Source organism: Anisomitus miae (SeqCode), from assembly GCF_054906395.1.
Map to the genome: position 1 here is coordinate 1 of NZ_JBRACL010000008.1, position 14859 is coordinate 14859.

Annotated in this window: 9 protein-coding genes; 2 read left to right on the top strand and 7 right to left on the bottom strand. The window is 34.2% G+C overall.

Translation table 11 applies throughout. From position 1 onward, the window contains the following. Positions 1-986 precede the first annotated feature (986 nt). Both AALI31_RS05655 and AALI31_RS05660 read left to right on the top strand, forming a co-directional pair. Entirely contained in the window at positions 987-1586 is a 600-nt protein-coding gene (locus AALI31_RS05655) for a nuclease/transposase family protein (protein ID WP_489885558.1), read from the top strand. A 195-nt stretch (positions 1587-1781) separates the two neighbouring features. Next, a complete protein-coding gene (locus AALI31_RS05660; protein ID WP_489885559.1) occupies positions 1782-2333 on the top strand; it encodes a hypothetical protein in 552 nt (183 codons plus the stop codon). A gap of 388 nt (positions 2334-2721) precedes the next feature. Here the strand turns inward: AALI31_RS05660 and AALI31_RS05665 are convergent, their stop codons facing one another. The 7 genes from AALI31_RS05665 to AALI31_RS05695 all read right to left on the bottom strand — a co-directional run bounded on the left by AALI31_RS05665 (position 2722) and on the right by AALI31_RS05695 (position 14742). Then, entirely contained in the window at positions 2722-3918 is a 1197-nt protein-coding gene (locus AALI31_RS05665) for a flagellin N-terminal helical domain-containing protein (RefSeq protein ID WP_489885560.1), read from the bottom strand. Positions 3919-4045: 127 nt separating this feature from the next. Next, positions 4046-5185 (bottom strand): aminotransferase class I/II-fold pyridoxal phosphate-dependent enzyme, encoded by a 1140-nt coding sequence (locus tag AALI31_RS05670; protein WP_489885561.1) that lies wholly within the window; start codon positions 5183-5185, stop codon positions 4046-4048. 24 nt (positions 5186-5209) lie between these two features. Continuing rightward, positions 5210-7300: a methyl-accepting chemotaxis protein gene (locus AALI31_RS05675; protein ID WP_489885562.1), complete on the bottom strand. Its 2091-nt coding sequence runs from the start codon at positions 7298-7300 to the stop codon at positions 5210-5212. 140 nt (positions 7301-7440) lie between these two features. Beyond that, on the bottom strand, positions 7441-8832 hold the full coding sequence (gene radA, locus AALI31_RS05680; RefSeq protein WP_489885563.1) for a DNA repair protein RadA: 1392 nt from the start codon (positions 8830-8832) through the stop codon (positions 7441-7443). A gap of 35 nt (positions 8833-8867) precedes the next feature. Further along, positions 8868-9356 carry a transposase gene (locus AALI31_RS05685; RefSeq protein WP_489885564.1) on the bottom strand — a complete coding sequence of 163 codons (489 nt, stop codon included), beginning with the start codon at positions 9354-9356 and terminating at the stop codon, positions 8868-8870. A gap of 122 nt (positions 9357-9478) precedes the next feature. Next, positions 9479-13015 (bottom strand): S8 family serine peptidase, encoded by a 3537-nt coding sequence (locus AALI31_RS05690; RefSeq protein WP_489885565.1) that lies wholly within the window; start codon positions 13013-13015, stop codon positions 9479-9481. 62 nt (positions 13016-13077) lie between these two features. After that, entirely contained in the window at positions 13078-14742 is a 1665-nt protein-coding gene (locus tag AALI31_RS05695) for a hypothetical protein (protein WP_489885566.1), read from the bottom strand. Positions 14743-14859 lie beyond the last annotated feature (117 nt).

Here is a 14859-nt window from a genome sequence, read left to right on the forward strand (position 1 = left end):
CTCACACGTATCTCACACAAATCTTCCACGAGTTTAGTAGCTTGTCCATCCACGTGTTTCCCAAACTCCTTCTACACCTTTTCAAAAGTTTGATGCTTGTCTATTCGTACATCTCCCGTATAGCCAAACACCTTCTACTCACCCTATACACATATTTTTATTTTGCAGATCTTCCAAATATCTGGATATCTGGGGGAAAATTAGGAAATTAGGAAGTGAGCAAATAGGATTTCGGGGTATTGAGATATGAGTAAAAGAATTTATGGTTTAGTAAAGAAGCATTAGAGATACTACTAGGTAAAGAGATAAAAAAATAGAGTCGATGGTTAATCTGATGGTGAAATGCTGATTAATAAGATTTGAAATATTAAAGATGATGGTTATGTATTTACATTGTGGAGTATTTACATTGTGGAGTATTTACATTGTGGAGTATTTACATTGTGGAGTATTTACATTGTGGAGTATTTACATTGTGGAGTATTTACATTTACGAATTTGGTGAATTCATAAAAGTGGACAAACATTTTCATGAGGGAATCATTTCCTAAATTTATATAGGCATTTTATTGTGGAAGCATTCTTGCGAAAGAGGATAGGACGGATACAGAATAAATTTTAAGGGAGATTAAGTTAAAGGGGAATATGGTATAATAGATATAAGATATTATGTATATGTAAGGGGATTAGGAGATAAATGGGTGTAGGAAAAGATGTATGGGAGAATTTGACTATAAGTAACGATTATATATTTGCGAAGGTAATGAGAGATAAGGAGATATGCAGGGAGACGTTAGAAGGTATTATTAGGTAAGAAGATAGGGGAGATAGAGTACATAGATGAACAGAAGAGGATAGATATAAGATATGAATCTAAGGGTGTGAGACTTGATGTATACGTGGAAGATGAGAGTAGGATATACAATGTAGAGATGTAGGTAGTAGACAAGAAGGATTTAGGGAAGAGGAGCAGATATTATCAGGGGATGATAGATTTAGATGCTATAGAGAAGGGAGAGATGTATAGGGAGTTAAAGGAAAGTATAATAATATTCATATGTAGATTTGACGCATTTGGGAGAGGTATGAGCAGATATACATTTGAGAATATATGTATAGAGGATAAAGGGATAAGGTTAGGAGATGGTAGTAGCAAGGTATTTTTCAATACTAGAGCGTATGAAAAGGAAGAAAGGGAGGAGGTTAGGATATTTTTGGAGTATGTGGAGAGGGATGTAGCGAGAGGAGGAGGATTTATAGGGAGAATAGATAGAAGAGTTAGGGAGATAAAGGAGAATAAAGAGTGGAGGGCAGAATATATGAATTTAATGATGAAGGAAAGAGAGATAGCACAGGAGAACTTTGAGAAAGGTGTAGCTAAGGGACGAGAAGAAGGTAAGGCAGAAGGCATAGAAGAAGGAATAGATAAGGGTAAGGCAGAAGGAAAGCTTGAAGGCATAGAAGAAGGAATTAGGAAATTGGTGGAGAGTTTAAGAGAATTTGGAGTAGATGAGAAAGAGATTAGAGTTAAAGTAATTAGTAAGTATGGATTGAGAGAAGAAGAGTTAGATAAATATTTAAAATAGTAATAAGGTGTATAGGAGTTGCTAAGGAATGACTTAGCGACTTTTTATTTTTGTGGGAGGTGTGATGGGATGATGGAAGATGTATGATAGGAGGTGTATGGATGTACGTATGGATAAGCATTAAGCTTTTGGAAAAATGTAGAAGGTGTTTGGAAGACATGTGGAAGGATAAGCATCGAACTTCCAACTAAAAAGGTGTTAAATGGTAATATATCAGGGAAGGAGTTAAAGTTAAACGATAATGTCACCCCTACATTTGGGAATCCTACTAATGGTACATTAAAAGATAATGCTAAGTTAGGAGCAATAATGGGAGATATAACTGGAGACGATTTAAGACCATTAGGAGAAGGAACATTTGAATTAAAGATATCGCATGCAGACACTGGAAATAATATAACAGTAGAAATATGGGATGAGTCAGAGTTTAATGGTGGGAAGAAGTACATGATGGATAGCGTTACGTTTGATAAAGGTAACGGGACTAAAACAGTAGAGATAGCGGGGATAACATTAAGTTTAAAAGGATTAGATAATAATACAAATATAGCAGCAGGAGACAGTGCAGTAATAAAGTTTAACAACGAAGTTAAGGTAGAAGAAGAAGGTATAAGATTACAAGTAGGAGCGAATAGGGAGCAAATGATAGGATTGAGTGTGGGGAACATGAGGAGCAGGGAGTTAGGGCTAGGAGGAATAGATGTGATAGGAGTAGGGAATGTGGAGGAGGTGGGGGAGGCGAAATAAATTTTTGTGGATCATAGTTTATCGTTAAGGATTAAAGAAGGACAGAAATAAGAAATTATGAAAATGAAAAACGGGTAATGTATGTAGTGTATAGAGAATAGAAAATTTGGTTTAGCAAAAATGGATTTATGGATTTAGAGAGATGAGAAGGTGGGGATTTGGGTTATGGAGATTTGTGAAATGGGATTCATTATTTGGACAAGCTTTCAGGCTCACAAACGCTAAATTATACGTTTACATTGGGCAATTCCAAAAATCGCAAAATCCTATCTCAAAAATACGAAAAAACAAACCAATCGCATAAAACGATTGGTTTGTTAAAATAGGATTACATGGTAACGTACTGAGTTACACGCTAGGATATTTAAATTGTTAGTTAGGTTTGCTATTATCTCAAAATAGAAAGAACATTTTGAGGTGCTTGGTTCGCTTGAGCAAGCATTGACTGTGATGCTTGTTGTAAAACGTTTAACTTAGTTAACTCCATCATCTCTTTTGCCATGTCTACGTCTCTTATCCTTGATTCTGCTGCCTGTAAATTCTCCGCTGTATTATCCGTTGATGCTATCGTATGCTCCAATCTGTTCTGTGCCGCTCCTAAATCCGCCCTCTGACTAGATACCCTCGATATCGCTTCATCTATCCTCTCTATCGCTTCCTCCGCATTCCCTACTCCTATCACATCTATCCCTCCTAGCCCTAACTCCCTGCTCCTCATGTTCCCCACACTCAATCCTATCATTTGCTCCCTATTCGCTCCTACTTGTAATCTTATTCCTTCTTCTTCCTTAACTACTTCATTGCTGAGGGTAAATGTCACTCCCTTGCTTGCTTCCAAATTATCTTTATTTATATTTAACTCTAATTCAATCCCTGCTATTTTAAATGTCTCCTGAGTATCATTAGTAGCAGTCTCAAAAGTAAAACTATCCATCAAATACTTCTTTCCACCGTTAAATTCTGAATTGTCAAATAACTCTACTGTTACATTTGGTTTGGCCGTTGTATTATCAGTTGTTACTTTGATCTCAAATGTTCCTTCCCCTAACTTCCTTATCTCATCTGGGTCTACATCCTTGAATATCTTTCCCAACTTAGTAGCATCTATTCCCCCATTAACATTAGCTGTGATAGTCCCTTTCTTAGCCTCCAACTCCTTCCCTGATATATTCCCATTTAACACCTTGTTACCATTAAATTCCGTATCATTCGCTATCCTATCTATCTCACTCTTCAATTGCATAAATTCCTGATTTATCAATTCCCTATCTTCATCTGTATAAGTTCCGTTCGCTGACTGCACAGCCAACTCTCTCATCCTTTGCCCTATAGATTGAGTTTCTGATAATGCCCCCTCTGCTGTTTGTATCATAGATATCCCATCTTGTGCGTTCCTTGAAGCTTGTGTAAGCCCTCTTATCTGTGATCTCATCTTCTCAGAGATTGCAAGTCCAGCTGCGTCGTCACCAGCTCTATTTATTCTAAGTCCTGAACTCAATTTCTCCATTGATTTACCTTGGGCAGATGTAGTAGCCCCCATATTCCTGTGTGCATTCATCGCATTTAAATTGTGGTTAATTATCATAATCGTTTTCCTCCTTGAATTTAAAAATCAACATCCTTGTTTATTTTCCACGAAGCAATCTTATGGTTTAGTTATCGGTCAATCTTAAAATTTATTTACCTTATATTGTTTAATGTTTTTCAAAAATTTATTCTAACGAAAATCTTATCCTATTTAATGCTTCCTTTATCATCTCTCTTGGATAACACATGTTAAGAGCAATCTTCCCATGCAAACTACCTTCAATTTCCTCTCCAAACTTCAATGTCAGTTTGCCAGATTTCAAAATCCTATATTCCAATTCCTCAGGCATGTATCCATACCTAGACAAATCTATAAATGCAAGATTTCCACTTTCAGGTTTTTCCAATTTCAAAGTTCCGAAAATCTTATCTAAATATTTATCAAATAAATCAAAATTACTATTGACATAATTCCTAAGCTTCCTCAACCAAACTGAAACTCTGCTATAGAAAATATTGAAAATCTCAATATCAATTGCATTGATTTTAAATCTATCACTACTGCTCAATTGAGCTTTCATAAAATCCCTAAACCTCTTATTGTTTATAACCAAATTCCCTATACTGCTATCAGCCAAATTCAAAACCTTACAAGGGCTAAAATAACTTATAACATTACTGCTATCATTCAAAGCCTTAGATAAAGGTGTATATTTAACACCTTCCCTTGTCAGTTCATAACACTCTTCAATGCTGAAAATCCAAAGATTGTTCTTCTTCGCTATGTCTCCAAGTTTCTGAAGTTCCTCCAAAGTAAAACATCTTCCTGATGGATAATGAGGATTACTTATGACGATAACCTTAGCATTCTTTGAGTACTGATCGAGTAACTCAAAATCCAATTCAGCTTTCCCATTTTCAGTAGTCAGGGGAATGGATATAAGATTACGACTCGAAGCCAAAATCTTATACCTAAGAACCTTTTCAAGTGGAGAAAGAACAACAACATTGTCATTAACCTTTGTCAATGCCTCAAAGATAAGTGTATATGCCATCTCGTCAGTTGGAACATACTGAATGGCATCAACATCAATCTCCCATCCATACTCCCTCATAAAATGTGCACTCATCAAACTCTTATATGACTCTTTATCGTAATAACCTTTATCGATCTGTTCCTCAAACAAACTATAATTTTTAAGAACAAACATAATCGGCTTTGGACTTAAAAAATACATCCTATCAACTTCATGCATTATCAAATCGTAGTTGCCTGTATCCAAATTTGAATATTGATAATTATCTTTTTTATTATCTAATTCCATCTTCTCACCTTCCAAAAACCAAACCTATATCATCTTCCCCTTGACGTCATCATCTTGATTGTTTTCAAGAATTTTTATGTTCACATTTTCCGAAAATCTAAATTTGTTTACGACCTTATTCAATCCCTCCGTAGTATTTCTATTATCTTGAATAAATTCCTTAAGTATATCTATCTTCTCAACGATTTGAAAATTCTTATCTGAAATTTTTGATAATCCGATAGTTCCTGTATTAACTGTACTCGAAATCTCAGTAATAGAACCAACTATAGTTTCAACTGCATCGCTTACCTTATTCGAAATGTCCAAGAAGTCTTTCATAAAATCATTTATCCTAAAAGTGTCCTCCGTATATTCCTCACTGTTCTTTATAAAACTGTCATAATCACAAACTATTTTGTTATCTATAAATTCTAAGATTCGTCTTGAGCTCGCTGTCAAAGTCTCGATTGCCATATTCACATTCTTTGCTATCTCTTTAATGTTATTTGCAGTTACGGAACTCTCTTCTGCAAGACCTCGTATCTCTTCAGCCACAACGGCGAATCCCTTACCAGCTTCACCAGCCCTCGCTGCTTCGATAGCTGCATTTAGAGCTAACAAATTTGTTTGACTCGCAATACTTAAAATGGATTCTGTAAGAGTATTTATCTCTTCAACTGCTTCTGACTTTTTTATTGCTGCTTCAAGGTCTATCTTAACGTTTCCGTAAATCTCTATTGCCTCATCTTTAGATGTCGTAATGTTAGTTCTAATTGACTTTGTCCTTTTGGTAATGTCCTGAGTACTGTCATATCCCTTTTGTGCATTTGTCTTTATGTTAAACATTTCATCGCTTATAAGCTTTGATGATGCTGTTATTTCTTCAAGCGTTGCATTGGTTTGCTCCATTCCCGCATACAGGTTATCAGTTTCCGATGAGGTTATAGTCGTAAAATCCTTAAGCTCTTGAGACAAAGCTTCTATATCATTAAACTTCGAATTCAAATCTATGACAATGAGCTTTATAGTTTTTACAACATCTCCAATGTTAAATCTCATTCTCACTATGTTATTAAAAGCTTTTTTCATTTCGTCTTTAGTAACATCATGTATTTTGAAAGTATCCATTAAATCAAACCTAGCTGTCTTCGTAATCAAACTATCGATTCTCAAAAGAGGATTGATAACTGTAATTCTCAATACCAGCAACGCAAGTCCCGAGAAAATAACCAATAGAAAAAGGAATACTAGCGTCATGAATAATTGGTCTTTTCTCAAACTGTTTAGTATCGACCTCACTGGAACAAAATAAGAAATCTTCCAACCAAAAGTCGTCATATTGTAAATCACCATTTTGTAAGCTTCTCTGTCGTAATAAACTCTACTGGAAGTAACCAAGTTCCCATTATCGACTTTAGATAAATTAGTTAAGATTTCCTCGTTCGTAATATACTCCCCACGAGTATTTTTAAAATCTGTATATATAACCTTCTTATCACTGTTATACAATTCAACAAAACTATCGTATATAATATCAATCTTCATATCATTCATTAAGTTTTCAATCATCTGGACAGACACAATACCAATTGCATATCCAACGCTTTGCCCCATATCGTTTCTCAGACGAACCGTTAAAATGATTTTCGGTTCACTCTTAAGGGAACTGACGTCTGTAATGAATTGATAATCCTTCGACATAGCCAACTGATGAATTGAACTCGAGAACACAGAGACATTTTTCCCTTCGACAGTTGTATCAGTCGAAAGCTCTATCTTTCCATCTGGATTAACTAAAGTTATTCCACTTATATTTCCACGCTTAAGTGACTCGTAAGACTTTATGTTAGAATAAGCTTCCTCTCTATCTAGACTTCTAGATTCTCCATATATGTAATCATCACTTAAAAGACTTTGCACACTCTTCATGTTCCCCAAGAACTTAAGCTCCGAAACAAATTCAAACAAACTCTTTTCCAATTCATTCGATGTAAGTTGTGCTTTGCCCTTAAGCTCTTCGACCTTCTCTTCTATAAAACTGTTTTCAATAGCATTTAATCCAACAAAATATAACCCCGCTCCTCCAATAAAAATGACAAAACAAAACAACATTATCTTAACTTTAAGCGACATAAAATCTTTTTCACTTCCCTCAATCGCAATTAAGTATACCCTACTAGTATTAGTTATTTTTCGTTTATTTAAACTCCACCAACTTACATTTTTTAAATTTAAAAAATTGAAAAGGAGAGAATAATTACAAAAAAAAGTAATTATTCTCTCCCAAAAACATCATTTATAACCTGATATATGTATTTAAATGATTTCACTTCTATATTTTTGAATTTAAAATTCTTATAATTTTCACCTTCAGGTACATAAACTTTTGAAAATCCTATTCTGTCAACTTCCTTAAGCCTAAGCTCCATTGACGGAACTCTCTTTATCTCACCGGTCAAACCAACATCTCCAATGAATACATACTTACTACTTATTGCCTTATTCTTAAAAGAAGAAACTATACTCATGATAACTGACAAATTCGTACTCTGTTCTTTTAATTTAAGACCTCCCATAGCCTTTATGACGATATTTTTATCATACAATTTTATCTTCCCACGCTCTTCAAGAATTGAAATCAATGTATTCAATTGATCCTTTTTCAAACAATCAGATATTCTTGATGGGTAAGGTGCATTTGAGTTAGACACAAGACTCTCAATCTCAACAATTATACACCTATTTCCTTCTTTAACCACACTCAATGTGCTTCCAAAGACTTCATCACCTTCATCTCTGGCTGTCATGAAAAACTGTGATGGATTATCTATAGATACCATTCCCTTTTCAGTCATTGAGAAAAATCCAACTTCCCCAGTGCTCCCAAACCTATTCTTAAAACAAACAAGAGAACGAAGCTCTTCTAAGTTGTCATCCTCTATCACCAAAACGCAATCAACCAAATGCTCAAGAGCCCTAACCCCTGCAAGCTCATCGTCTTTTGTCATTTGCCCAACAATCACAACACAACGAGGCCTCTTTACGTTTTTGGCTATTCGCAAAAGCTCATTCGCACACTCCATAGTTTGAATTGGGGAACCAGGTCTTGATGAATACTCCTCAAGTATAAAAGTCTGAATACTATCCACTATTATAAAGTCTGGATCAATTTCATCAATAACCTCAACTACATTATTAAGAGAAATATCAGAATATATCCATATGTTCTTGTCATCTAAATTCTCTCCTATCACTCTGTTGGCTCTCTTTTTAATCTGACTCTCACTCTCTTCACTAGAGGTGTACAAAACCTTAAACCCTTTTTGAGATATGTCATATGCCACCTGGAGTAAAAGCGTAGATTTGCCAGCACCAGGCTTAGCTGCAAGGATATTGACAGAATCCTTAACAATTCCACCGCCAAACACACGATTAAATTCACACAGACCTGTAATTATTCTATCGCTATTAAAAACCTTTATATCTGAAATCCTCTGTGCCCTCTTAGTCCTTAAGGAACCGTCAACCTTAGACCTTGAACTTGGCTTTTTGGAAATCTCAGATTCCACAAAAGAATTCCAAGTATCGCAATTTACACATTTACCAGTCCACTTAGACTGAGTAAAACCACAATTAGAACAGGAATATACTATTTTATTTTTCAAATTTACCCCCAAAATTTAAAACAAAGGTAAACTTATTATAACACCTTAACAGCCCCCCTACTATTTAAAATTTTGTGTTTCATATAGAAAGCTGTAGGAACTGAGATATTAACATTCTTAGCAGACTTCCTTATAGTGTTTTCAGTCGTAACCTCCTTTACACACATTTGAATTTTCTCAAAAGGAAGTTTGGCATTGTGAAAAATGGTATTCGTTGTATCCGAAAATGTTTTTCTACAATCCTTACATCTAAATCTTTCCTTCGTAACTCCGTCTTTGTATTTCGTGTGCCTTTGATGTCTTGATACAAACCTGCTATCACAGTAAGGACACTTCCTACTGGTTTTATCATTTATTATTTTCAAAATGGAGATTATCTCTTTTCTACTTAAGAAAATGTCATCGTTAGATTTAAAAACATCTATTAAGGATTCGTAATCAATCCGATCTATATTTTTTAAATAATTGATTATGTCATCCTTAGTTCGCATCTCTGATTTAATTTTAATAGCATTACTATTCATTTGTAAGCAACTCCTTAGCAGTCATATTTATTGGTGATTATTTCAAGTTTAAGCAATTTTATACAAAAAAATTTTTCACTCCCCAAGAGGAAAGTGAAAAAACATAAAATTCAATATTACATTTATCTCAATAGCTCAAATACATTTCTTACATTTAAAATCCCATATCCCCAATATTTATTTGGGAATTGATAACCTTTCTGAACGGTTGCGGCACTTATGAGCAGCCATATTACAAATGTAGCATCGAGCCTAACTCTATTTTGACGAACGATCGCCCACTCTAACAAAAGTGCAATACCTCCAACTGCAACAGCAGCTGAAACCGAACTACCACTTATCAAATACTCAGTTTGGTTCTTCCCAGTTGTTAAAACGTTTATACCTCCAGCTGCAAGAAGCGGCGAGACTCTTCCATCAAGAGTATATCCTTGCCCAGATTCAGAAGCTATAGTCGTGGAATTTTGATTTAAGTATGCCATCGATACAGCAAGTCGTGCTGTGGCTGGAGATGTTACTGTATTGTCAGAAACGGAATTTAAAAATCTAGTTTGAGGTTTTAGGAATTCCCTTAAACTCAAATATGCATCGTACTTTAATTTCTTATCGCTTCCAGCTATTATAATAATTTGCCATATGCCTGTCTTCAAATTCTCAAAAAGCAATTCTATATTTTGACCAATGTAAATAGAGTTTGCTAAGATTGTTCCAAGCAATCTCATCTCCGTTTCCTCAAATAAAAATTTAAATTCTCCATAAGCTTTAAAATCCAAATTGAATCTTCCCGTTCTCTCACCTGACGGTGACACAACAACCAAAGAACCATTTGCAAAATTCCTGAGATAGATATCAACTCTAAGTCTTGTCTGTCCCTTATCAACAAAAAGTTCCATAATTTTTTCGTTTCCAACTCCTTCAATCACACCACCAACATGAATTTCTTTATTCGCTTGGTTACCTGAAGGAACTACAACAACGAATCCTGGATTTTCGGAATACTTTGTAATCTGTTGTTCTATAATCGTACTACCACAATGGTCTCCACCATTACTCTGAAGGGGGAGTAGCACAACCATTGGCTTATCATACTTAGATTGAATTCTTCTCAAATACCTAAGAGCTAAATATATGGTTACCTCATCATATATTGGGTTTTCGTCTATATTGAAATTTAAATATTCTCTAAAATTTACTGATATATCCCTCAATTTAACAATCACTAAATCGCTACTTGGAGCTCCTCCTTTAATGTTTCCATAACCTCGAGCACTCGTTATACCAGCCATGGCAGTTCCATGACCAAAGGTATCACGTGAAGGAACTATGGAATATGGATCTCCCCCATTCTCACTTAACTTTATTGCACTTGTTATTTGATCCTTTGTGTAAACGCTTCCAAACAAAACATCTCCGCCAGAATCTCCCCTTATAGTTTGATCCCAAATTTCAAGTATCCTGCTCTCTCCTATCTCATTTATAAATTCTCTATTCAAATAATCAATTCCAGTATCGACTATACCCGCAATTACATCTCTTCCAGTTAGGTTTATATAAATGTTATTTTGCAATTGATATATTCCTGCATCTGCTATAGGAGAAACTCCTTCACTACAAAGGCCATAATAAAAAGATCTTTGTATCGATATATTTTCACTAGATAAATATATACTCTCAAATAAATTTAGCTTATCTAGAGGTACAGATATAATTGATATGATTTCGCTATCAGTTTCACTTTCAAGCGGGTAAATGCATACCTCTTCTAAGATATTTTCAATATTTGGATTTATAGTTCCTAAAAATATCACTCTATTTTTATCATAAAAGGCATCCAATGGACAAACGTTTATTTGTAAATTACTATCATTAAATATGTTAAATGTATCTCTCACCGAATTATGATTATGCGAATTTCTATTATCGCTTAAACTTAAAACGTTCCCTATGTTATTTCTTAAATCAGAAAACGCTCTAAAGGCACATGCAAAACCATAACCATAAGAATTATTAGGATAAATTATGTCATTAAGTCTAGTAGCACCTCTCACAAGGAAATATTTTAAAACCTCCCCATAAAGATTTGGCTTATTTCCTTTAACGATTCCCCATTCCATAAAAATTGCACATATCCCAGAAACGATAGGAGCAGAAAAGCTTGTCCCTGACACTCCAGAGATTCTTCCTCCAGGATAAATTGCTCTTATCTCCTCACCAGCTGCTAATAAATCCGGTTTAACGTTGTAAGGATTATTGAATTCCCCTCTTCCCGAAAACACAGAGACAGTTTCAGTCCTATAATTATAACTTCCAACAGAAATGACATTAAAGACAGTGGCAGGAGAGCCGATCGTATTATTGTTGTCAGGTTTTAAAAATCTTGTTTCATATCCAATGTCTTCACTTATGGGAAGCCACATGTTATAGTCACTCTCATAATCGTTAGATGCACTTATGTTTATTGTCCATACTCCTCTTTCAACATGTTCATTTCTATCTCCATCCAAAATGATTATAATATCTCCTTGAGGATTGTAATTGTTAGGACCAGTGAACACAACGTTCACAGAATTATCTCCAATTCTAAAATTTTGAGTGCCTTCGATAACTTTAAGACTTACTCCTACACTGGTCATGGGAGAATCTATTTTAAGAAATACGTCTGTCAAAATTCCTTTATATAAAAAAATAGGAAGCAATGTATGATTACCACTTACTTGTACATTGACTTCCTCACCCTCATTCGTTATTCTTCCACTTTTATGATGGCCGGCTCCACCCTCATTTCCAGCAGACACAACAACAGAGATATTTGAATTTGATGAAAAGAAACTAACGTATTCTTCAAATATACTCCTACCTGTGTGTGCTCCATAGTTTGTATTAAAGCTAAGATTAACAACAAGCAAAAGTCCATCCTCCTTTTGCTTGTCCAGTAAAAACTCAAATCCCTTCATGACCGTATGAAAAAGAGTTTCTGTGGAATCTATATCGGTTACTGTATTGACACTTATTATACTGCTTCTTGAGGCAACTCCATACAAATTTCTATTTATGTTCCCTCCAGCACAAGCAACAGAAGCAACTGCAGTTCCGTGGCCGTTAAAATCCAATTCGTCTGATAACTCTGAAGAATTTCCATCTACAAGTACAGAATTTATCTCCTCCTCGTTATAAACTTTCCCTCTATTCACATTGTAAATATACTTAATGCGTGTAGATCCATCTTCATTTCTAAAAGCATCTAAAGTATAATCGATACCAGTATCAAGAAAGGCTATAGTGACGCCTTCTCCTAACAATTCTTGAGAAGCCTGAAGCTCACTTACACAAGAGCTGAAATTCGAATTTACATCACTGAACTTTATCGGATGTGAAAATTCAAAATGGACATTGGCTCCCATCTCCTCATTGATTTTTGAAATTAAGTTAAGCTCGTTTATGAAAACGTACACAATTCCAAAATCTCCACGAAGAGATTCGTTTTCCATATCGTGTTTATCGAACAATTCCAAAAGACTATCCTTGAAATCCCCATGTACCTTATACAAAATTGGTACTTTTTTCACTACATTGAACTTTTTGTCGATAATGCTTTTATAAAACTTAGTTCTTTCATAAATAGAATCTATACTTATAATCGATTTTAAAATACTGCACATAAAACTTCCCAATATAATTGATTACACTTTATATAAACTATAATTTAATTATTACATAGTTACTAATTTTCTAATGTATTAGAACTGCTAAATGATATTTTAAAATCTGGTTTTTTGTTTCTGTTATTCATTTCAGATATATTTTGTATAATTCGATTATTAAACTTAGTCTCAAATTCATCACTCGAAGTTATCTCTTCAACAATTTTCCTTATTGAATAATTCACATCTCCAGTTTGAGTTTTGTAATCTTCAAATTTTCCTATCCAATACAAGAACCCATCGTCTTCAGGAAACCTTCTAAACACCATGTTATATAAATTCATAATCAAATTCGAAATATCATCAGTCATCTGCGAATCAGAAATGAAACTTGAGATTTTATTTATACCATCATTATCTGCAACAAATAATATTTTTGCATCAAGAATATCGTTTTCTTCTAAATCCACATCGCACTTTTGCTTGTAGATGGTTTTCAAAAATTCATCTATAGTAACTCCAAAATGCTTCAAAATGTTATAATCATTGTTGATTACGTTACTCCTTAAATCCTTTTGTTCATCTGTCCTACTTGTCTTAATCCTTTGAATAAATATTGATTTTGTCTCTTTGCCATTTGGAGAATAGGAAATGATGAAGTTTCTATATAAGGTATTAGGTTCGAGACCTTCGATTATAAATTTCCCATTTTCATATTTGCAAGTAGTCCCCTCTATGCTAGAAGTAACCTGTACATTTTCATAAAGCTTATCGGTAAAACCTTCGTTTAAGAATAATACTACGTAATCAACTCCAACCTCTGTTCTATTGAGCTCATCATAATCCATGAAGTACAAGTACTCATCTAATTCAAATTCGGTATAGTCCTTATTGTCATAAATTGATTTCTTATAGACCTCTGCATAACGAGTGGTTTCTGGAATTTCAATTTCATCAATATTAAGTTTCTCAACTCTATTTTTAAAATCCGTGGACCTCATCATTTCTTCTGCAATTAAAGTATAAGCCACCTCATCCTCTACAAAATATTCTTGTTTGTACTTCTTAACTTTCTCTACCCATTCTTTAAGTTCTTCCTCATCTATGCTAGTTAAAAATATTGCAGAATAGATTCTTTCTATAAATCCTTCTTCTTTATCCACGCTACATAAAATTTGAGGATCTTGCAAAACTCTTAGAATAAATTCCTCAGGCGTTACTTCTTTCATTAAAATTTTGTGTTCCCACATATAAAAATCAATTGGACAGATTGCCTTCTTGAGAGTGTATTGAAGAGTCGTTGTTATAAATTGCCTAATCTCATATTGTGATTTTGCCGTTTTGAAATCTTTAATTTGCAAAATATACTTTTCTTCATTTTTTGAAATCGCTTCAACGACTAACGAGTCATATACAAAGTCAGGTATGAGTCCTGATACAGTTAAGATTCCTTCATCGTAGTTAACATCATAACCATAAGCAGACCTAAAACTCTGAGCATTATCTAAAAATCCTTTTTCAAAATTCTCTGAGGTTATGGATATGGAAGTATCAGTAATCTTTGATGCATTAACTTCACTTGTAGTAAACAAATAATCTACAGAAACATTTGAAACAATCTCAGAAGATATATTCAAATTTGGATAATTAATATTTTCAGCCTTAGTTGGCGATTTAGTAAATATGTAAAAATTACATACAATACAAACGCAAATTACGCAAACCCAAAATCTTTTTATCTTCACGTTATCCACCTCCTTATTTCACATAATGTAGTCTAAGTATCGTAACAAACTCAGTTTAAATTTACACAATCTAATTCATATTTCAAAAAAATTAAGTAGCTCCAAATTCATGAAGCC